The sequence below is a fragment of the Streptomyces sp. NPDC048415 genome (assembly GCF_040651675.1).
Taxonomy (GTDB): domain Bacteria; phylum Actinomycetota; class Actinomycetes; order Streptomycetales; family Streptomycetaceae; genus Streptomyces.
On record NZ_JBEZKJ010000067.1, the window covers coordinates 18534 to 38604 of the forward strand.

Here is a 20071-nt window from a genome sequence, read left to right on the forward strand (position 1 = left end):
CCCGTTCTCAGCGGACTCCGACCGCGGCAAGCGCCTTCCGCTGGGCCGCCGACGGATACGCCGGGAAGTAGAGGTAACAGACCCCACCCGTACCGGAGACGACCTTCCCGGAGGCGTTGTACCTCTTGGTACGGAGCCAGATCGTCTCCCACTCGGACCGCTTGTACACCCGGCGCACCGCGTCGTCGCTCGGCGAGGCCGGGTCGTTGGCGATCACATCGCCGTCCGCGGTGAACCCGATGACGGTCATGAGGTGGCCCGAGGTGCCGTAACCCGCACCCGTCAGCTCGGACTTGAGGAACGACTGGGACGTTATGGCCGGGATGCCGGCGGCGATCAGCGTCTCCAGGTCGGTGAGCGAGCCGAGGCGGGTCACCACGCCCTGGAGGTCCTTGTACGTCGCCGCGTAGGCGGAGTTGAAGGGCCAGTTGCCGCAGCCGCCGTACTGGTAGTCGTAGGTGAAGCGGGCCGCGTGGCACACCTGCGGGTCGGCGTAGTCCGGGTTGACCCAGGCCAGTTGCTCCGGGGTCGGCTCGCGGCCCCAGTATTCGATGATCATCTCCGAGGAGGTGGGGCTGCACCAGGCCTCGCCGCCGTTGTCGTACTCGGGGTACTGCCCTGCGTGGATCTCCTGGGAGTAGCGCGGAACCTTGAGTTCCCGGGCGAGCGCGGGCGTGGAGGCCGCAACGGTGAAGCGGTCCGGGATGTCGGAGCCCATCGCGCCGAGCCGCCACACGGTGGGCGTGATCTCGGAGCCCGGAGTGCGGTAGAGCGTCAGCCGCAGCCGGTAGGAGACGAGGCGCAGGCCCGAGGCGGCGTTGTCGATGGCGAAGGTGTCCGTCCAGATGCTGCTCTTGCCGTCGCTCTGGTCGTCGACTGAGGTCCGCTTGATGTCCTGGTCGCCCGACGCCCAGCGGCCCATCACATACCAGGGTGTGTCCGTGCCGTCGGAGTACGTGCCCATCAGCTCCACCTGGAGCCAGCTGCCCGCCGGGGTGTGCGCGTTCCAGGAGGCGATGGCCTCGGTGGACGGGACGGCGAGCCGGTGGACCGGGGAGGTCCAGCTCGCGTACTCCCAGCCGGCGGTCTTGCCGGTGTGCGGGTCGGTGTAGTCCGTGGTGCCGGCCGGGGCGGCGATGACCAGGCCGGGACGGACGCCCGGCACGGCCCGGGTGCCCTGGGCGGTACCACTGCGCCAGTCGGTGTACGAGGTCCAGGCGCGGTTGTCGACGAGAGTCGCCGGTGCGTTCGTGGGGCGGCCCTGTGCGGCAGCGGCGGCGGCCGAAGGGCCGACGGCTCCCACCGATGCGGCGGCCACCGCGACGGCCAGGACGGTTCTGCGGGACGGCTGTTCGGCTCTGCTCATGGGTGGAAGACCCCCAGGTGTCCGGAACGGGCGGGCCCAATGCTCGGCTGTGCGCCAACTATGGACGCCGGAAGGCGACCTCTGCCAGCACTTCGGCCCGCGCCGCGCCCACCAATATTGGTCGGGACCACTGGCATGACCTGCGACGTCTCGGCCCCGGCGGACGCCGGGGCCGAGCGAAGGGGTGTCAGATGAGGTCCATCGCGGCGACCTCGTCGGGCCGGCCGTAGCTGACCGGGCCCTGGAAGCGGCGGCGCGCCGTGGCGAACCACCACACCGTGGCGACGATCAGCACCACGGCCAGGGCGATCGACGCGTAGTTGAAAGTGTCACCGGTGATAGGTGAGACCTGCGGCAGCATGAACAGCACGCTGCTGGCGAGGATCCAGATCACGGCCACCCAGCCGACGACCTTGCTCCAGGGGCCCAGGTTCCACGGACCGGGCTGGAACTCGTCACCGAGCCGCAGCCTCAGGAAGATCGGCACGGCGTAGGCGAGGAAGAGCCCGACCACGTTGACGCTGACGATGGCGGTGAAGGCCGTGTGCGACCACCAGCCGGGCACGACCAGGGCGAGCGAGCAGCCGACCGCGAGCCACACGGCCTTGACGGGGGTGCGGGTGCGCGGCGAGACGGAGTGCCACCAGCGGGAGCCCGGCATCGCGCCGTCCCGGGAGAAGGCGAAGATCTGCCGGGTGTTGCTGGTCAGATTGGCCAGACCGCAGAAGAGCATGGCACCGATCACGATCAGCAGGATGGCCTTTGCTGTGCCCATGCCAAGCCCATCGATGAGGATCTGCACCGGCGGCGCCGAGGAGCTCGCCACCTGGTCATAATCATGAATGCTGTACACGAGGGCGAGCATGAGGATGAGTCCGGTGATCGCCGAATAGCCGATCGCGCGCGTGATCCCCTTGGGCGCGTTGACCGTGGCCCGCACCGTTTCCTCGGACATGTGGAAGCTGCCGTCGAAGCCCGTGAAGGTCCAACTGGTGACCAGCAGGCCGAGCATCCCTCCGTAAAGGCCGTTGGTGAAACCGGTGTTGTTCACGAAATGCGTGACGAACGAAGCGGACTGGTGATCGCCGGGCATCACGATCAGTGTGCTCACGATTACCACGAGCCCGATCAGCAGCCACCACACGGAGATCCGGTTGAGCAGGGCGACGAGCTGCACCGTGTAGGTATTGGCCAAACCCTGCAGCACGATGATCAGCGCCGTGATCAGGACCGTCTGCTGGGCGGTCGGCTCGTACGAGTGCCACTGCAGAGCGATGAACGCCTGGATGAAGGTGGCGGCCGCGTACCCGGTGGCGGCGGTGCCGCCCACCTGACCCACGAAATTCAGCCAGCCCGTGTACCAGGACCAGGCACCCTTGTGGCGCTTGGCGAGTTTTCCCGCGGAGAAATAGAGTGCTCCGCTGGTCGGATAGGCGGACGCCACCTCCGCCATAGCGGCGCCGACGAACAGCACCATGACGGAGACGCCGATCCAGCCGAACACGAGAACGCGCGGGCCACCCGCGTTCATGCCGAAACCGAAGGACGAGAAAATACCCGAGATGATGTTGATGATGGTGAAGGAAATCGCGAAATTGTCGAATGCCTGAAATCGGCGCGTGAGTTTTCGCGGGTATCCCATCGCATGGAGTGTCGCGTCGTCGTCGATCGCGACGGAATCCTCGCCGACGCGGTCTCTCGCGCGCGGGACCGATATCCGTTCTGACACAGCTGACCTTTCTCTGGGGGGTTGACCGGAAGAAGGGGGGGCCGGGCGGGCCGGATCAGGCGCCTGCCGGCACGGGCAGACCGCAGGAGCGGCGGGCGCGGGAGAGCTGCTCCCCGGGGTCACCGAAGACGCTCCAGGGCATACGGCAGGCGTAGGGGCCCATGGCCATGAAGACCGCGCGCGCCTCGAACTCGCGCTGGGCCATGAACAGCGCGTGCGCCAGATACGCCAGGTCGAGGACCGGGGTGAAGCGGTAGCCCGACACCTGTGGAAGCCAGTTCTGGTAGATCGCCAGCGCCGTGGAGCGCCACTGGGGCTGCTCCCAGGTGCGGTCGACGAGGAGCTGCGAGGGGTCGTAACTCTCGACCAGGGCCACCAGGGGAAGGAGTCGCAGCGGTGAGGAGGCGGGAGCGCGCTGGCTCAGGAAGGCGGCGACGTCCCAGGCGGCGTTCACCGAACCGCCGTAGCGCGTGAAGAAGAACGCCAGGAAGCGGTGGTGGCCCTCACGGTTCCAGGGGTCGAGGCGCAAGAGGTGCGAGAACAGCTGCCAAGGGCCGGGCGGCGCGGTGAGCAGCCCCTGCGGGGCGGGGTCGCGCAGGTCGTGCAGCCGGGCCATGGACAGTTTGGCGACCCAGGGCGTGGGGTCGGCGGGGTTCATCACGGCCGCCCGGTCGCACGCGGTCAGCGCGATCCGCTCCAGGGCCTCGGCCCGGTCGTCCTTGGCATCGGCCGCCCGCAGCGCCCGCAGCACGGCCACCCGCGCCCACATCAGCGCGGCCTCCGGGGTCGGCTCCTCGGCCAGCCAGCGTTCGGTGAGGTCGGAATCGGCGGCCTCGGAGGCCAGCACCAGGGCGCGGTGGGCCCGTAGGGCGAAGTCACCGCGCGTCTCCGCCAGGGCCTCATGGGCGCTCAGATAGCGGCCGGCCCGGACATCCACGCAGACGCTCGCGAGTCTGCGGTCGTCGGCCGCCGGATGCCACACATACTGCCCTTCGAATAACCCCGCGGCCATCTTCCCCGTCCATCCCCGTACGGCGCTTCGCAGTTGCGCAACAGGCACCCTACTCAGCATCAGGGAGAACCGGAACGGCGTTTCCGAAATAGGTGGTCCGTGAGGTCCACGGCTTATGGAGGAAGCGAAAGGAATTCTTGAGGATTGTTCAATGACTAGTTCAATATGACACTATTCGGTACCAATGGAACCGCTGTGAACGCGGTCCGATAGAATCTTCCTGAGGAATATGCCCACCCCGCCACCACCGCATCACACCCCCGGGAAGCGCCATTCACGACCTCGCCTCGCGGCTGCGCCGACTGCCGCCTTCCTGCGGCCCCGTCCGCCTGATCGGCGTCGACGGGCACGCGGGCTCCGGAAAGACCACATTCGCCCGGCACTTGGCCGCGGCACTGGACGACGCGCCCGTACTGCACCTCGACGACATCGCGACGCACGAGGAGCTCTTCGCGTGGACCGGGCGGCTACTGCGCCAGGTGATCGAACCGCTGCTCCGCGGCGAAGCGGCGCGCTACCGCCCGTACGACTGGACCGCCCGGACCTTCGGCGCGGCCCGCGAGCTGCCGGCCGCGCCCGTGGTGCTCGTGGAGGGCGTCGGCGCGGGTCGCCGTGCGCTGCGCCCGTTTCTCGCGGGACTGCTGTGGATGGAGTTGCCGCACGAGGACGCCTGGACACGCGGGCGGCGACGGGACGGTCAGACGCAGAGCGAGTTCTGGGCCGAGTGGGTCCGCGCCGAGTGCCGGCACTTCGCCGAGGACCCCTCGAGACCGTTCGCGGATCTTCTGGTGCGGCAGTGTCAGGAGGGATACGAGGTGCTGCTGGGACCTGTTGAGACCGCTGGACCGGACCACTTCATGACTCAGGGTGACGGACCATCCGCAATGTGCTGAACTCGTGAAGAGCCTTGCGTGAGAAGTTCTCGCAGTGCTTCAACTCGGCTTGACCGGGGGACCGTACAGGACTTACGTTCTGAATGTGCGGCCATTCGAAGCCGCCCGCAGTCGCGAAGCCCCCGGTTGTTCCCCCGTGATCGGGGGCTTCGTTCTGCCCACACCCCCTCTTTCCGGACGCTGCGCGCCGCGGTTCGTTCACCCTCGGTCACCAAGCGAAGTGCGCCCCATCTGCTCCCACCTCGTGGAACGGGGTGTGCGGCACCCTACGGCCCGCCCCCGCACCGCAGGTACGATGCCTCTCGGTGCGACCTTCGGACGGCTGCTCTGCGCACCGATGCAACTCCCGTCCACGGCACAGTGGTTCGACGAGAGCTGCCGACGGGCACCGGCCCGGCGGCGAGGGGGTGTCCTGATCCACGAGACACTCCCTGACCATCGGGGGCACGGTTTGTGGGGGACGTGATGGACTTCGGCACGCAGGGTCCCGAGGCCCCGGCCGACCTCGCCTGGCTGCGAGGTGTGGACGCCTACACGATGGGCGCCTATCCGCAGGCGGAGGAGGAGTTCCGCACCGCGGTCCGGATGGACCCCGGCATGGCGGACGGCTGGCTCGGACTGCACGCGCTGCGTGTGGACACGACGACCGCGCTGCTCAGGATGTTCCGGCACCGGGACCGCTTCGGCGAACAGCGCGCCCGCCACCGGCGCACCCTCAACTCCTGGTACTGGCTCGGCTGGTGGGTGCAGCCGGTCCTGGAGAGCCCGCGCGACCTGCTGCTCGCGCACGCCTCGCACTGGTTGGACGGACGCCACGTACCGGAGCTGGACCGGGCGCTCGCGGGCCTGCCGCCCGTCGACGCGGACCCCCAGGTGCGGTTCCTGCACGCGTGCCGCGCCTATCTGGTCAAGGACTGGGAACAGCTGGTCCGGCACACCGATCCGCTGATCGACGATCCCATGCTCGGCATAGAGGCCGGCCTCTTCGGCGGCATGGCGCGCGTGCGCCTGGAGATGTACGGCCAGGCGGAGCCTCTCCTCTCCTCCGCGCTGATGCGCTGTCGCAGCGAGCAGCCGCAACGCAAGGAGCTGCGGTACTGGCTGGCCCGGGCCCACGAGGGCACGGGGCGGTCCGCCGCGGCGCTGCCTCTGTACCGGGCGGTGCACCGGGTCGATCCCTCGTTCATGGACACCTCGGCGCGGCTCGCGGCCATCGCCGAGGGCGACGGGTACGACGACGCCGCCGCCGACCTGGCCGCGATCACGCTCGCCGGGGTCGGTCAGGACGTGATGGAGGGCCCGGACGGTGTCGATCCGCTGTTCGGCACGGAGGGACGGGACCTGAAGCTCTCGGAGCCCGGTCTCGCGCCACCGGGGGCGCTGCCTCCCGAGACCGACGCGGTACGCGAGAAGGCCGTCATTCCGGTGCAGCCGCTGCCCGCGGGGCCGACGGACCCCGCGTTACTCGAAGAGGCGCTCGCCGAGCTGGAGCGCATGGTGGGCCTGGAGCCCGTGAAACGCCAGGTCAAGGCGCTCTCCGCGCAGTTGAACATGGCGCGGCTGCGCACCGGGCAGGGCCTTCCGGTGCAGCCGCCGAAGCGGCACTTCGTCTTCTCCGGGCCCTCCGGCACCGGCAAGACCACCGTGGCCCGCATTCTCGGCCGGGTCTTCTACGCGCTCGGGCTGCTCGGCGGCGACCATCTGGTGGAAGCCCAGCGGGCGGACCTGGTCGGCGAGTACCTCGGGCAGACCGCCGTGAAGGCCAACGAGTTGATCGACTCCGCGATCGGTGGCGTCCTCTTCGTGGACGAGGCGTACTCCCTTTCCAACTCCGGGTACGGCAAGGGTGACGCGTACGGAGACGAGGCCCTCCAGGTGCTCCTGAAGCGGGCCGAGGACAACCGGGATCACCTGGTCGTCATCCTCGCCGGCTATCCCGAGGGCATGGACCGCCTGCTGGCCGCCAATCCCGGCCTTTCCTCCCGCTTCACGACCCGCGTCGACTTCCCCTCCTACCGGCCTCTCGAACTCACCTCCATCGGCGAGGTGCTGGCCGCCGAGAACGGTGACATCTGGGACGAGGAGGCGCTGGACGAGCTGCGCTCGATCGCCGGCCATGTCGTCGACCAGGGCTGGATCGACGAGCTCGGCAATGGCCGCTTCCTTCGCACCCTGTACGAGAAGAGCTGCGCGTACCGCGATCTCCGCCTGTCGCTCTACCCGGGCACGCTGTCCCGCGACGACCTGTCGACCCTTCGGCTCCCGGACCTGATGCAGGCGTACGGCGAGGTCCTCTCGGGGCGGGGGCCGCAGGATCCGTCGCCGATGTGACCGGGGGCGGCGGCCCAAGCGGTTTCGCCCCCGCCGCCCCCGCCGCCCCTGCCCTCCCCAAGCGCCGGAGGGCTGATTCTCAGCTCGCCAGCGCCTCCTCAGGGGCCGCGCTCGGGCGCGGGTCCGAGACACGTACCGGCTCCGGAAGCTCCCGGTGGGCCGGATCCCGTACCTCGCCGACCAGCAGTTCCAGGACGTCCTCCAGGGCCACGAGGCCGAGGACCTTGCCCGACGCGTCGGCGACCTGGGCGAGGTGTGTGGCGGCGCGGCGCATCACCGTCAGGGCGTCGTCCAGGGGGAGCTCGGCCCGCAGCGTCGTCATGGGCCGCCACATCTGCTGCGCAACCGCGCGCTCGGACTCCTCGAGGTCGAGTACGTCCTTCACATGCAGATAGCAGCCCATGAAAGCGCCGTTCTCCGCGACCACCGGGAACCGGGAGTACCCGGTGCGCGCGGTGAGCGCGACGACCTGGCCCGGAGTGACCGAGGCGTCCACAGTGATCAGGGAGTCGCGGTCCAGGAGGACGTCGGTGACCGGCCTGGAGCCCAGCTCGAGGGCGTCCTCGAGACGTTCCTGCTCCTCGGGGTCGAGCAGGCCCGCCTGCCCCGAGTCCTCGACCAGCCGGTTGAGCTGCTCGCTGGTGAAGACCGCCTCGACCTCGTCCTTGGGCTCGACGCGGAACAGCTTCAGAATCAGGCGCGCGCAGGCGCCCAGGGCGACCGTGACCGGCCGGCACAGCCGCGCGAAGGCGACCAGGCCGGGGCTGAGCCACAGCGCCGTCTTCTCGGGCGCGGCCATCGCCAGGTTCTTCGGCACCATCTCGCCGATGACGAGGTGGAAGAAGACGACGAGGGCGAGCGCGATGACGTATCCGAGCGGGTGGATCACGCCTTCCGGCAGATGGGCCGCCTCGAAGACGGGCTCCAGCAGGTGGGCGACGGTCGACTCGGCGACCGCGCCGAGCGTCAACGAGCAGATGGTGATGCCGAACTGGGCCGCGGCCATCATCTGCGGCAGCCGCTCCAGGCCGTACAGGACCTGTCGGGCCCGTGCGGTGCCCAGCGGTTCGATCTGGCTGCGCCGTACGGAGACGAGGGCGAACTCGGCGCCGACGAAGAAGCCGTTCGCCAGCACCAGCAGAGCGGCGAAGAGAAGTTGGAGCACGCTCATCGGACGGCCTCCGGGGCGAGCGCGGTCCGCACCAGGCGGACGCGTTCGGCACGGTAGTGCCCGACCTGGCGCACCGACAGGCGCCAGCCCGGGAGTTCTGCCTTGTCGCCGGGGGCCGGGATCCGGCCGAGCAGGTCGGCGACCAGGCCCGCGACGGTCTCGTACGGGCCCTCGGGTACGTCGAGGCCTATGCGTTGCAGGACGTCCACCCGGCAGCTGCCGTCGGCGTCCCAGGCGGGCCGGCCGTCCTCGGGCGGCGCGGCGGCGAGTTCGGGCAGGTCCTGTCCGTCGTGCTCGTCGCGGACCTCGCCGACGAGTTCCTCGACGATGTCCTCCAGGGTGACCACGCCCGCCGTACCGCCGTACTCGTCGACGACGACGGCGATGGGCTGCTCGTTGCGCAACTGCTCCAGGAGGGGCTGCACGGGCAGCGTCTCCGGGACGAGCAGCGGGGCCTGGGCGATCCGGCCGACCGGGGTGCGCAGCCGGTCGCGCGAGGGGATCGCGAGGGCGTCCTTGAGGTGCACCATGCCGACGATCTCGTCGATCCGCTCCCGGTAGACGGGGAAGCGGGACAGTCCGGTGGCGCGGGTGAGGTTGACGACGTCCTCGGCGGTCGCCGACGACTGCAGTGCGCTGACCTTCACGCGCGGGGTCATGACGTGCTGCGCGGTCAGGTCGGCCAGCGAGAGGGTCCGTACGAAGAGGTCCGCGGTGTCCTGTTCCAGGGCGCCGGCCTGGGCCGAGTGGCGGGCCAGGGAGACGAGTTCGCCCGGAGTGCGGGCGGAGGCCAGTTCCTCGGCGGGTTCGACGCCCAGGGCGCGGACGAGCCGGTTGGCGACCGTGTTGAGCGCGGCGATCACCGGCCGGAACGTGCGCGAGAAGACGTGCTGCGGGCCCGCGACGAAGCGGGCGACCTGGAGGGGCTTTGACACCGCCCAGTTCTTGGGCACGAGTTCGCCGATCACCATCTGCACGGCCGAGGCGAGCAGCATGCCGACGACCACGGCGACACCGGACACGGCGCCCTCGGGCAGGCCGATCGCGCTGAACGGTTCGTGCAACAGTTCGGCGAGCGCGGGTTCGGCGAGCATGCCGACGACGAGCGAGGTGATGGTGATGCCGAGCTGAGTGCCGGAGAGCTGGAAGGACAGCTCCTTGAGCGAGTTCACGACCGTACGGGCCCGTCGGTCGCCGTCGGCCGCGGCCTTCTCGGCGTCGGGGCGCTCGACCGTGACGAGGCCGAACTCGGCCGCGACGAAGAAGCCGTTGGCGAGAATCAGCAGGAACGCCGCTCCAAGGAGCAGCAGGGGGATGGTCATGCCGCCGCCTCGATGGGTCGGGAGGGGGCGGCGCAGGTACTACAGGGGGATCCGTCCATCGCTGGAGGGAGTCACTCCTCGGGTTGCAGGGGCCTCTGGACACCGGGTGGCACGTCAGAGACGGAGGCGCGACGATAACGCCTCCGCCAACAGATTAATCAAGACATGGGCCAGGACGGCAGGGTGGAAGGCTGAGAGTCAGCCCTCATGTTTCTCGGGGTCGCCGATGGAGCGGGCCTCCGCGAGGGCGCGCAGGGCGCGAGCGTCCTCGATCGCGCGGCGCTTGGCGATGCCCGGCTGGATACCGAGCACGGGCAGGCTGGTGCCGTCGCTGAGGTCGAGGAACACCCACGGATCGCCCGGGCGCAGGTTGACCCGGAGGATCTCCGCCCACTCCAGGCGCCTCCTGCTGGCGATGTTGACGACGGTGACCCCCCTCTCGTCGGCGACGACCTTGGGCCGGGAGAGCAGCAGGAGCACGCCGAAGAGCAGCGCCGCGGTGAAGATGAAGCTCACGCGCTCCGCCGGGCTGAGCTGCTCCAGGAGCATCGCGACCGTCGTGATGACCACGAGGATCGCGGCGCCCGCGGTGAGCAGCACGGCCCGGGTGCGCGTCGGCCGAAAGGTGACGGGAAGGGCGGGAAGGTCTGACATGTCCGGCGTCTCCGTCAGAGCCGGCAGGCGTGGATGGCCGTGGTCAGGATGGCCCGCGCGCCGAGCGCGTACAGGTCGTCCATGATCCGCTGGGCCTCCTTGGCGGGGACCATGGCGCGGACGGCGACCCAGCCCTCGTTGTGCAGCGGCGAGATGGTCGGCGACTCCAGGCCCGGAGTGAGCGCGACGGCCTTCTCCAAGTACTCGGCGCGGCAGTCGTAGTCCATCATCACGTACGTCCGTGCCACCAGGACGCCCTGGAGGCGGCGCAGGAACTGCTGGACCTTGGGCTCGGTGTCCTCGGAGGTGTCCGCGCCCACCCGGCGGATGACGACGGCCTCGGACTTCATGATCGGGTCGCCGAAGACTTCCAGGCCCGCGTTGCGCAGCGAGGTGCCGGTCTCGACGACGTCCGCGATGACCTCCGCGACGCCCAGTTCGATGGCGGTCTCGACGGCGCCGTCGAGGTGGACGACGGAGGCGTCGATGCCGTGGTCGGCGAGGTGCCCCGCGACGATGCCCTCGTAGGAGGTGGCGACCGTCATGCCCTTCAGGTCGGCGACGCCGTTCGCCGTGCCGGGCTTGGTGGCGAAGCGGAAGGTGGAGCGGGCGAAGCCGAGCGGGAGGATCTCCTCCGCCTTGGCGGCCGAGTCGATGAGCAGGTCGCGGCCGGTGATGCCGATGTCGAGACGGCCGGAGGAGACGTAGATCGCGATGTCGCGGGGGCGGAGGTAGAAGAACTCGACCTCGTTCTCCGGGTCGACGATCCGCAGTTCCTTGGACTCGCGGCGCTGCTGGTAGCCGGCCTCATGCAGCATCTCCGCCGCAGGGCCTGACAGGGAACCCTTGTTGGGGACGGCGATGCGCAGCATGAGGTCGGCTTCCTTTGTGTGAAGGGGTGTATCTGCGGAACAGGGGGATTCAGAGGTGGGCGTACACGTCGTCGAGGGAGATCCCGCGCGCGACCATCATCACCTGGACGTGGTAGAGCAGCTGCGAGATCTCCTCGGCGGCGGCGTCCTTGCCCTCGTACTCGGCGGCCATCCAGACCTCGGCGGCCTCTTCGACGACCTTCTTGCCGATGGCATGGACGCCCTTGCCGACCAGCTCGGCGGTGCGCGAAGTGGCGGGGTCGCCGTTGGCGGCCTTGTGCTGGAGCTCGGTGAAGAGCCCCTCGAACGTCTTCTTGGACATGATGCCGCCCACCCTACGCGCTACCGCCGCTGCCTCAGCGCCAGGGTTCAGATACTGAGCGCAGCGTGGCCGCGGTCGCCACGGCGGCCGTCACCGCCTCGTGGCCCTTGTCCTCGTTGGAGCCCTCGAGGCCCGCGCGGTCCAGGGCCTGCTCCTCGGTGTCGCAGGTCAGCACGCCGAAGCCGACCGGTACACCGGTGTCGATGGAAACCTGGGTGAGGCCGTTGGTCACGCCCTGGCACACGTACTCGAAGTGAGGGGTTCCGCCGCGGATGACGACGCCGAGGGCGACGATGGCGTCGTAGCCGCGGCCCGCGAGGACCTTGGCGACCACCGGGAGCTCGAAGCTTCCGGGGACCCGAAGGAGGGTCGGCTCGTCGATTCCCAGCTCGTGCAGGGCGCGCAGCGCGCCGTCGACGAGGCCGTCCATCACCTTTTCGTGCCACTGTGCCGCGATGACCGCGACGCGCAGGTCGCCGCAGTTGCGTACGGACAGTTCAGGTGCACCCTTGCCGCTCACGTCTCTCCTCAGTGCCGCTGTGCCGTGTTGCCGATAGTGCCGTTGTTACTGGCTGCCGCAGGCCGACACGGTGGTCGTGTCCAGCCAGGGCAGGTCGTGCCCCATCCGGTCCCGCTTGGTGCGCAGGTAGCGGAGGTTGTGCTCGCCCGCCTGTACGGGCATCGGCTCCCGGCCGCTGACCTTGAGGCCGTGCCGGACGAGCGCGTCGATCTTGTCGGGGTTGTTGGTCATCAGGCGGACGCTCGCCACCCCGAGGTCCTCCAGGATCTGCGCGCTCGCACCGTAGTCCCTGGCATCGGCGGGCAGGCCCAGCTCCAGGTTGGCGTCGAGGGTGTCCCGGCCGCGCTCCTGAAGCTCGTACGCGCGCAGCTTGGAGAGCAGCCCGATGCCGCGTCCCTCGTGGCCGCGCAGGTAGACCACGATGCCCCGGCCCTCGGCCTGGATACGCTCCATGGACGTCTGGAGCTGGGGGCCGCAGTCGCAGCGCAGCGAGTGGAAGACGTCGCCGGTGAGGCATTCGGAGTGGACGCGCACGAGGACGTCCTCGCCGTCGCCGAGCTCGCCGTGGACGAGGGCGACGTGCTCGACGCCGTCGACGGTGGAGCGGTAGCCGAACGCCGTGAACTCGCCGAAGGCGGTGGGCAGATGGACCTCTGCCTCGCGACGGACGGTGGGCTCGGCGCTGCGGCGGTAGGCGATCAGGTCCTCGATGGAGATGATCGTCAGGCCGTGCTTGCGGGCGAAGGGGATCAGCTCGGGCAGGCGGAGCATACGGCCGTCCTCCCCCGCGATCTCGACGATGGCGCCGGCCGGGCGCAGACCCGCGAGGCGGGCCAGGTCGACGGCGGCCTCGGTGTGGCCGTTGCGGACCAGCACGCCGCCGGACTTGGCGCGCAGCGGGAAGATGTGGCCGGGACGCACGAAGTCGTCCGCCTGGGCGGTGCCGTCGGCGAGCAGCTGAAGTGTGGTGGCACGGTCGGATGCCGAGATGCCGGTGCTCACACCATGAGCGGCGGACGCGTCCACCGACACGGTGAACGCGGTTTTCATCGACTCGGTGTTGTCGTCGACCATCTGCGGGAGCCGGAGCCGGTCCAGTTCGGCGCCCTCCATGGGGGCGCAGATCAGGCCGCGGCACTCGCTCATCATGAAGGCGACGATCTCGGGCGTCGCCTTCTCGGCGGCGATGACGAGGTCGCCCTCGTTCTCCCGGTCCTCGTCGTCGACCACCACGACCGGGCGGCCCGCCGCGATGTCGGCGATGGCCTTCTCGACCGGGTCGAGCGCGAAGTCCGAGGCATCTTGATCGTGGCCGGTGCTGTACCAAACCGGGGTGGCGGTCATGCCGGGGCTCCTTCCAGGAGGGGCTGCCCGGCCTTGCGGGAGCGCAGCCACCAGTCGCGCAGGCCCCACAGGACGAGCGCGCCGTACAGGACGTAGACGAAACCGGAGAAGGCGAAGCCGTTGGCGAAGTTGAGCGGGACGCCCACCAGGTCGACCAGCAGCCAGGCGAACCAGAACTCGACCATGCCGCGCGCCTGGGCGTACATGGCGACGATGGTGCCGACGAAGATGTACGCGTCCGGCCAGGGGTCCCAGGACAGGGACGGGTACGCGGTGAACAGACCGGCGACCGCGACGGTGCCGAGGGCGGCGGCGCCGACCATGGCGGCACGCTCGCGCGGGCCGGCGAACCGTACCGCGATGGAGCCGTCCTGCCCCTTGCCGCGGTTCCACTGCCACCAGCCGTACACGGCGACGACCATGACGACGACCTGCTTGCCGGCGCTGCCGGAGAGGTGGGCGGTGGCGAAGGCCGCGAAGAGGATGACACCGGAGAGGAACTGGACGGGCCAGCTCCATATCGAGCGCCGCCAGCCGAGGGCGAGGGCGATCAGACCGATCACGTTGCCGATCATGTCCGACCACTTGATGTGCTGGCCGAAGAGGACGAAGGCCTCGGAGTTGAGCCAGTTCACTGCGCGGCTCCCTGCTGGACGCCGGGCAGTCCGGCCGACTGCTCGCCGCGCGCGCCGAGCAGTCGCTCGACGTACTTGGCGATGACGTCGACTTCGAGGTTGACCGGGTCGCCGGGCTGCTTGTGGCCCAGCGTGGTCAGGTCGAGGGTGGTGGGGATGAGGCTGACCGTGAAGTAGTCGGGGCCCGCGTCGACGACGGTCAGGCTGATGCCGTCGACGGTGATGGAGCCCTTCTCGACCACATAGCGGGAGAGGTCGGCCGGGAGCGAGATCTTCACGATCTCCCAGTTGTCGGACGGCTTGCGCTCGATGATCGCGCCCGTGCCGTCGACGTGGCCCTGCACGATGTGCCCGCCGAGGCGCTCGCCCACGGCCATCGGGCGTTCCAGGTTGACGCGGGAGCCGACGGCGAGGGCGCCGAGGCTGGAGCGGTTCAGGGTTTCCGCCATGACGTCGGCGGTGAACTCGTCGCCTTCGTGCTCGACCACCGTGAGACAGACGCCGTTGACGGCGATGGAGTCGCCGTGCTGCGCGCCGTGTGTGACGACGGGGCCACGCAGTCGGAAACGGGAGGCGTCGTCGAGGATCTCGACGGCGGTGACCTCACCCAGCTCTTCGACGATTCCGGTGAACACTTCCCGGGTCCTCCTGCCTCAAGGGGCACGGACTCCGGGGCCTGTCGATGACGACAGAATGAGCGGACCGCGGCATACCGGGAACGACGCCGCGAGGTGACTCGTCCACCAGGACAAGTCTCGACAAACGGCGGCGCGCACGAATGCCCGCCCGCCGCGCACTGCCTCCCATCCGGACTTTAACCGTCGGTCCAGGAATTTCACCTGGTCAACCGGCCGCTGGAAGCGACCGGGTCGCGGACTGTAACCGCCGGTTCGGAATTACACCGACCCCGGAGTGCGCTGCTTCTGGTACAGGGCCAGTGTGCCACGCCCGATCGACGCCCATGCGGTCGCATACCTGTGGGGTGGCTCACAGCCGGTACGTCTGGACTCCTGCGGCCGGGGGTACCGCTCAACTCCCGGTCACCTATGCCCCCTTGATATTGGTCCATACCTATTGACGCTCTGGTCTAGTCCTCTTAAGGTCGGCGATCACTGGTCTGTTGAATTCGGCTCGTCGAGTGGTTTGCCGACACGGGTTCGTCGAACCCGGCCTCGATCGACCCGGCGGTGGTGACGAAGGCCCTTGCCCCGCCGCCGGGTCTCCCACCCTGACGTTTCGACATCCGAAGGGACATCGGGCGCTGCGGGGTGGGGGGCATCCCACGCCGGGGCGTGCCGTGGGGAAAGGGACGTTCGAGGAGTATCCGGGAGCGCGGTACGGGGGTGGGCGGGGGTTGTGACCCCGGGGCGGCGTGGGGTTGTGACCCGGGGTCCGTGTTTTTCGCCCCCTCCGCCCCTACCCGTCCCGTACCTGGGGCTCCGCCCCAAGATCCCCCTGTCGCGCTAACGCGCTCGTCCTCAAACGCCGGACGGGCTGAAAGCTCAAACGCCGGACGGGCCGAACAGCTCCTCCTGCGCGCCCTCGCGGGCCGTCAGCAGCGCGCCGCGCAATACCGCGCCTCCGCCCAGCGTGCTCGCGCGCACCTCGGTCGGGAGCGGCGACATGCTCCGCAGCCGCTGCTCGACGAGCGCGGCCAGGACGGCCCCGCCCGCTTGGCCGACCTCGCCGCCCAGGACCACGCAGCCGGGGTCGAGTACGGCGATGACGGACGCGGCGCCGATGGCGAGGCGGTCGGCGAGGGCGTCGAGGAAGCGGGCCGCGTCCGGGGTCGTCGCCGCCTGCCTGACCAGCGCCGCCGCGGGGGGTTCGTACGGGGCCGGCCGCGCCGCCACGCCGTACTGCGCCGCGAGCGCGGCGACCGCCGCCGCCCCTGCCAGCGAGTGGAAGCCGCCCTCGCAGTCCGTCGCCGAGGGGAGGGTCGAGGTGCCGGGCACCGGGAGGAAGCCGATCTCGCCGGTACCGCCGGAGGCACCGCGGCGCAGGGCGCCGTCCAATACGACGGCCGCGCCGGTGCCGTGGCCGAGCCACAGCAGCACGAAGGTGTCACGGTCGCGCGCGGCGCCTTCGCGCTGTTCGGCGAGGGCGGCGAGGTTGGTCTCGTTCTCGACCAGGACGCGGGCGGGCAGTCGTTCCTGGAGGGCGGCAACCAGCCGGCGGTGCCACTCGGGCAGGCCCGAGGAGTCGCGAAGTTCACCGGTGGCGGGGTCGATGAGACCGGGCGCGCCGATGCCGACGGTGTGCAGGCGCTCGGCTCCGGCCTCCTTGGCCACCCGCTCGACCAGCGCCACCGCACGCTCCACCGCGGGCCCGGTGCCCGTGTCGTCGCCGATCGGCACCGACGCCTCGGCCAGGACCGCGCCGAGCAGGTCGGACACGACCACGGAGACGCCCTCCGTGCGGACGTCCAGCGCCGCCAGATGGGCCCGGTCCGCGACGATGCCGTACAACCGCGCGTTCGGGCCGCGCCGCTGCTCCCCCGACTCCCCGACCACCGTGATCAGGCCGGAGGCCGTGAGGCGTTCCACGAGGTCGGCGACCGTCGGCCGGGACAGTCCGGTGAGCTGCTTCAACTGCCCTGCCGTCAGCGGGCCTTCCTGCTGCAGCAATCGCAGGGCGAACCGGTCGTTGATGGCCCGGGCGGTGCTCGGGGATGCGGGCATGCCGGGAATCCTCCCAGATCGGCGGGCCGCTCGGAGGACGGGCGGCCGGTAATTCCCTATCTATCAGGCAGGGTCCCTGATAGTTTACGGCGGCAGAGTGGGAATCAGTACCCCGGGGAGGGGCCGGAGCATGAGTGAAGTGGTCTACGACCAGCGCGAGGTGAAGCGCGCCCGGTACGCCGTGGCGGCCGTGTTCGCCGTGCACGGTGCCGTCACCGGCTCGTTCGCGACCCGTGTGCCGTGGATCCAGGACCATGCCTCGCTCAGTGCCGGGCAACTGGGCTTCGCCCTCGCGTTCACGGCGTTCGGCGCCTCCTGCTCAATGCCGCTGGCCGGACGGATCACCCACCGCTTCGGCAGCCGTACGGCGCTGCGCGGCCTGATCGCCCTCTGGACGATGGCGCTGATCCTCCCCTCCCTCGCGCCGAACCTGCTCACGCTGTGCCTGGCGATGTTCACCTATGGCGCCACGGCGGGCATGGCCGATGTCGCCATGAACGCGCTGGGCGTCGAGATCGAGCAGCGACTCGACAAGTCGATCATGTCCGCGCTGCACGGCATGTGGAGCGCGGGCGCTCTGATCGGCTCGGCGGCCGGCACGCTCGCCGCACACCTGGGCTCGGACGCGCGCCTGCACCACGCGCTGGCTGCGGCGACCCTCACACTCCTCGGGGTGGCTGCCTGCCGCTGGGTGCTCGATCTCCGGCCGGCCGAGGACGAGGAGCCGCCGCCGAGGTTCGCACTGCCGCCCAGGTCCGCGCTGCTCATCGGCGCGGTCGGCTTCTGCGCGGTCTTCGCGGAGGGCGCGAGCCTGGACTGGTCGGCGGTCTACCTCAGGGACCAGCTGGGCACCTCGGCCGGTCTCGCGGCGGCATCCACGACCGGATTCATGCTGACCATGGCCGTGGCCCGACTGGTGGGCGACACGGTGGTGAACCGGTTCGGCGCCGTGCGCACGGTACGGGCGGGTGGTGTCCTGGCCGTGTTCGGCGGCCTGCTCATCGTCGTCGCGGGCAACCCCGCGGTCGCGATGGCCGGCTTCGCGCTGCTCGGCCTCGGTATCGCCGTGGTCGTCCCTCTGTGCTTCGCGGCGGCGGGACGCAGTGGGCCCAACCCCAGCCAGGCCATCGCGGGCGTCGCCACCATCACGTACACCTCGGGACTGATCGCGCCGAGCGCGATCGGCACGCTGGCGCAGGCGACGAGCCTGGTGGTGTCGTTCGGGCTGGTGACGGTGCTGGCGTGCGGGCTCGCCGTGCTCGCGGGCGTGCTGCGCACGGGAGACCGGGACCGTCCGAAGGTCAGCCCCGCGGGCGCAGCAGTTCCCGACCCAAGGCCCTGAACCGGTCGCTCCACGAGGTCGGGCGCAGGGTGGTCGCGTCGAGCCGGACCAGGACGCGGGTGCCGTGCGCGTACGTCACCGCGCCATCGGCCGAGCAGAAGCGGAAGCCGTACGTCAGTCCGGTGTTCCCCAGCCGCTCCAGCCAGAGGTGGACGGCGTACCCGCCCGGCCGGTTGACCGGGGTCTCATAGCTGATCCGCAGTTCCTTGACGGCGTGACAGAAGTCCCCCGCCGCCTCCCAGTCACCCTCGAAGCCGAAGCCGCGCTCGCTCCACAGCGCGGTCCAGGCTCGCTCGACCATCACCGGATAGCGGGCGTTGTGCAGCAGCCCGAGCGCGTCGAGGTCGTCGAAGTGGACGGTGACGGGCAGGAGTCGCCCGTGGGAGAGGGCGGGGGCGACGGGGGCTTCGGCGGTCACGGGCGGGGCTCCTGAGATGTACGGCATGAGGATGAGGGCGGCTTGGCTGAAAACAACCCCTTCATTCTAAGCGACCGCTCAGTAGTCCCGCCCTGTCGGTTCAGCCCGCGATCGAGTCCAGCTGCTCGGCCGCCGGTCGCAGCGCCCACAGGTCACCGCCGGGCGGTGCCTCCAGTTTCGGCAGCGCCGCCCGAGCGGCCCTGTCCCCCGCGTCGGCCGCGGCGTGAACGACATCGCTCGCCGCGAAGCGGTGGAACTCCAGCTCCGGGTGGGTCCACGGCTCGGCGCCCGTCGCCGCGGGCAGCAGATAGTCGACCGCCTTGAACAGGCTCTGCCCGTCGGGGCCCTCGTACGACCACAGGTTCACGCCGACGTGCCGGCCGATGGCCGCGAGCCGGGTGTAGGCGACCAGGTCGAAGGTCGAATAGTGCCAGCTGCGGGTGCGGGCCAGCTCCTGGGGCTGGCTGCCGTCGGCGGCGATCTGCGGGTCGATCCGCAGGGTGCGCGCGCCGAGGATGGTCCGCCGGGCGAGGTCCTGGTCGCCGGTCGCGTAGGCCAGGGCGGCGAGCTGCATGTCGTAGAAGGTGCCGTGGTTGTTCTTGGCGGCGCCCTCCTCCTTGCCGAAGGCGCTGTCCACGAGCCAGTCGCGGAAGTCGGTGTTCCAGGCTCGCATCGCGGTGCGGTCGCCCTTGGACCAGCCGGGGGCGCCGGTGTCCAGGATCGCGATGGCGTCCAGGACGCTGGTGTAGGACTGCGAGAAGTCGATGATGCCGATGGCGCGGCCGTCGTACTTGCAGGGGATGAACTGGCCGTGGTCCAGGTTCGGGTTCATCCGGGTGCCGGGGGCGAGGAACCAGGTGCGCAGGACCTGGGCGGCCTTCTCGGCGTACTGCTTCTTGCCGGTGTAGTACCAGGCGAGCGAGAGGTCGTACGTCGAGTCGAAGACCCTCTCGACGTCCTGGCGGTCGGTGCCGGTGTCGACCTCGGGATTGCGCTGGCCGTCGCGCTGGACGTAGGGGCACCCCCAGGGATTGTCCGCGGTCCTGGGCTGCGAGGGCCACCAGTAGGGGGCCTGGCTGAGGTAGTCGTGCACGTCGCCGCCGGGCGCGGGTTTCGGCTTGTCGACGACCGTCCAGGGGCCCTGGTCCAGCCAGTTGTCGGCGCGGGTCGTCAAGTCCCCGAGAGACCGGTCGAGTTGGGGGTCGCCATGGTCCAGGCGGAGTTTGGTCTGCTGCAGGCGGACGCCGTCGAGCACGGCGGTCTTGGGAACCTTCGTCGCCGAGGAGGCCTCACGGGCCGAGGCGGACGGGATGACGACGGCCGCCAGGGCGACCACGGCGGCTGCCACCACGCCCAGTCGGGGTCTGGGACTCATTAGCACTCCGATCATAGATGTGAACAAAGTTCATGAGTAGGACCGTGTGAGCGTAGGGCGGCTGGTTTCCCCTGACAATGGTCC

General features: G+C 70.1%; 18 protein-coding genes and 1 riboswitch. Of the genes, 3 read left to right on the plus strand and 15 right to left on the minus strand.

What is annotated here, in order from left to right:
• Positions 1-7 precede the first annotated feature (7 nt).
• The 3 genes from AB0D27_RS32365 to AB0D27_RS32375 all read right to left on the minus strand — a co-directional run bounded on the left by AB0D27_RS32365 (position 8) and on the right by AB0D27_RS32375 (position 4107).
• On the minus strand, positions 8-1366 hold the full coding sequence (locus tag AB0D27_RS32365) for a peptidase C39 family protein (protein WP_362515845.1): 1359 nt from the start codon (positions 1364-1366) through the stop codon (positions 8-10).
• A 187-nt stretch (positions 1367-1553) separates the two neighbouring features.
• On the minus strand, positions 1554-3095 hold the full coding sequence (locus tag AB0D27_RS32370) for an amino acid permease (protein WP_362515847.1): 1542 nt from the start codon (positions 3093-3095) through the stop codon (positions 1554-1556).
• A gap of 55 nt (positions 3096-3150) precedes the next feature.
• Complete coding sequence (locus AB0D27_RS32375) at positions 3151-4107, minus strand: hypothetical protein (protein WP_362515849.1); 957 nt, start codon at positions 4105-4107, stop codon at positions 3151-3153.
• Between the two features lie 251 nt (positions 4108-4358).
• On the opposite strand from AB0D27_RS32375, the gene AB0D27_RS32380 reads away from it, so the two are divergent.
• The gene (locus AB0D27_RS32380; protein ID WP_362515880.1) at positions 4359-5000 is read left to right on the plus strand and encodes a hypothetical protein; all 642 of its coding nucleotides are present in this window, start codon (positions 4359-4361) and stop codon (positions 4998-5000) included.
• A 465-nt stretch (positions 5001-5465) separates the two neighbouring features.
• Positions 5466-7331, plus strand: a complete 1866-nt coding sequence (locus AB0D27_RS32385) for an AAA family ATPase (RefSeq protein ID WP_362515851.1) — start codon at positions 5466-5468, stop codon at positions 7329-7331.
• A gap of 79 nt (positions 7332-7410) precedes the next feature.
• Here AB0D27_RS32385 and AB0D27_RS32390 read toward each other — a convergent pair whose 3' ends face one another.
• The 10 genes from AB0D27_RS32390 to AB0D27_RS32435 form a co-directional block, all read right to left on the minus strand.
• Positions 7411-8502 (minus strand): hemolysin family protein, encoded by a 1092-nt coding sequence (locus tag AB0D27_RS32390; protein ID WP_362515852.1) that lies wholly within the window; start codon positions 8500-8502, stop codon positions 7411-7413.
• Positions 8499-9824, minus strand: coding sequence for a hemolysin family protein (locus tag AB0D27_RS32395; RefSeq protein ID WP_362515854.1), 1326 nt, complete (start codon positions 9822-9824; stop codon positions 8499-8501). Before AB0D27_RS32395 ends, AB0D27_RS32390 begins: the two co-directional genes overlap by 4 nt.
• A gap of 198 nt (positions 9825-10022) precedes the next feature.
• Positions 10023-10478: a PH domain-containing protein gene (locus tag AB0D27_RS32400; RefSeq protein ID WP_362515856.1), complete on the minus strand. Its 456-nt coding sequence runs from the start codon at positions 10476-10478 to the stop codon at positions 10023-10025.
• A gap of 14 nt (positions 10479-10492) precedes the next feature.
• A complete protein-coding gene (gene hisG, locus AB0D27_RS32405; RefSeq protein WP_362515858.1) occupies positions 10493-11350 on the minus strand; it encodes an ATP phosphoribosyltransferase in 858 nt (285 codons plus the stop codon).
• 49 nt (positions 11351-11399) lie between these two features.
• Positions 11400-11672, minus strand: a complete 273-nt coding sequence (locus tag AB0D27_RS32410) for a phosphoribosyl-ATP diphosphatase (protein ID WP_362515859.1) — start codon at positions 11670-11672, stop codon at positions 11400-11402.
• Positions 11673-11706: 34 nt separating this feature from the next.
• Positions 11707-12192: a 6,7-dimethyl-8-ribityllumazine synthase gene (gene ribH, locus AB0D27_RS32415; protein ID WP_362515860.1), complete on the minus strand. Its 486-nt coding sequence runs from the start codon at positions 12190-12192 to the stop codon at positions 11707-11709.
• Between the two features lie 45 nt (positions 12193-12237).
• Positions 12238-13536, minus strand: coding sequence for a bifunctional 3,4-dihydroxy-2-butanone-4-phosphate synthase/GTP cyclohydrolase II (locus tag AB0D27_RS32420; protein WP_362515862.1), 1299 nt, complete (start codon positions 13534-13536; stop codon positions 12238-12240).
• Complete coding sequence (locus tag AB0D27_RS32425; RefSeq protein ID WP_362515864.1) at positions 13533-14171, minus strand: nicotinamide mononucleotide transporter family protein; 639 nt, start codon at positions 14169-14171, stop codon at positions 13533-13535. Before AB0D27_RS32425 ends, AB0D27_RS32420 begins: the two co-directional genes overlap by 4 nt.
• A complete protein-coding gene (locus tag AB0D27_RS32430; RefSeq protein WP_362515866.1) occupies positions 14168-14806 on the minus strand; it encodes a riboflavin synthase in 639 nt (212 codons plus the stop codon). The genes AB0D27_RS32425 and AB0D27_RS32430 overlap by 4 nt, the downstream gene beginning before the upstream one ends.
• Positions 14807-14960: 154 nt before the next feature.
• A riboswitch (FMN riboswitch) is annotated at positions 14961-15091 on the minus strand.
• A gap of 582 nt (positions 15092-15673) precedes the next feature.
• Complete coding sequence (locus AB0D27_RS32435) at positions 15674-16852, minus strand: ROK family transcriptional regulator (protein ID WP_362515867.1); 1179 nt, start codon at positions 16850-16852, stop codon at positions 15674-15676.
• Positions 16853-16982: 130 nt separating this feature from the next.
• Here AB0D27_RS32435 and AB0D27_RS32440 point away from each other — a divergent pair, with 130 nt between their 5' ends.
• Complete coding sequence (locus AB0D27_RS32440) at positions 16983-18194, plus strand: MFS transporter (RefSeq protein WP_362515868.1); 1212 nt, start codon at positions 16983-16985, stop codon at positions 18192-18194.
• Here the strand turns inward: AB0D27_RS32440 and AB0D27_RS32445 are convergent.
• Positions 18154-18612 carry a thioesterase family protein gene (locus AB0D27_RS32445; protein WP_362515870.1) on the minus strand — a complete coding sequence of 153 codons (459 nt, stop codon included), beginning with the start codon at positions 18610-18612 and terminating at the stop codon, positions 18154-18156. The two genes, AB0D27_RS32440 and AB0D27_RS32445, sit on opposite strands and share 41 nt — an antisense overlap.
• Before the next feature lie 100 nt (positions 18613-18712).
• Complete coding sequence (locus tag AB0D27_RS32450; protein WP_362515872.1) at positions 18713-19987, minus strand: alginate lyase family protein; 1275 nt, start codon at positions 19985-19987, stop codon at positions 18713-18715.
• Positions 19988-20071 lie beyond the last annotated feature (84 nt).

Bases quoted from the DNA above. Each gene is read 5' to 3' on its own strand.
- AB0D27_RS32410 (WP_362515859.1), bottom strand. From the start codon at position 11,672: ATGTCCAAGAAGACGTTCGAGGGGCTCTTCACCGAGCTCCAGCACAAG.
- hisG (WP_362515858.1), bottom strand. From the start codon at position 11,350: ATGCTGCGCATCGCCGTCCCCAACAAGGGTTCCCTGTCAGGCCCTGCG.
- AB0D27_RS32365 (WP_362515845.1), bottom strand. From the start codon at position 1,366: ATGAGCAGAGCCGAACAGCCGTCCCGCAGAACCGTCCTGGCCGTCGCG.
- AB0D27_RS32400 (WP_362515856.1), bottom strand. From the start codon at position 10,478: ATGTCAGACCTTCCCGCCCTTCCCGTCACCTTTCGGCCGACGCGCACC.
- AB0D27_RS32385 (WP_362515851.1), top strand. From the start codon at position 5,466: ATGGACTTCGGCACGCAGGGTCCCGAGGCCCCGGCCGACCTCGCCTGG.
- AB0D27_RS32395 (WP_362515854.1), bottom strand. From the start codon at position 9,824: ATGACCATCCCCCTGCTGCTCCTTGGAGCGGCGTTCCTGCTGATTCTC.
- AB0D27_RS32390 (WP_362515852.1), bottom strand. From the start codon at position 8,502: ATGAGCGTGCTCCAACTTCTCTTCGCCGCTCTGCTGGTGCTGGCGAAC.
- AB0D27_RS32450 (WP_362515872.1), bottom strand. From the start codon at position 19,987: ATGAGTCCCAGACCCCGACTGGGCGTGGTGGCAGCCGCCGTGGTCGCC.
- AB0D27_RS32435 (WP_362515867.1), bottom strand. From the start codon at position 16,852: ATGCCCGCATCCCCGAGCACCGCCCGGGCCATCAACGACCGGTTCGCC.
- AB0D27_RS32420 (WP_362515862.1), bottom strand. From the start codon at position 13,536: ATGACCGCCACCCCGGTTTGGTACAGCACCGGCCACGATCAAGATGCC.
- AB0D27_RS32440 (WP_362515868.1), top strand. From the start codon at position 16,983: ATGAGTGAAGTGGTCTACGACCAGCGCGAGGTGAAGCGCGCCCGGTAC.
- AB0D27_RS32375 (WP_362515849.1), bottom strand. From the start codon at position 4,107: ATGGCCGCGGGGTTATTCGAAGGGCAGTATGTGTGGCATCCGGCGGCC.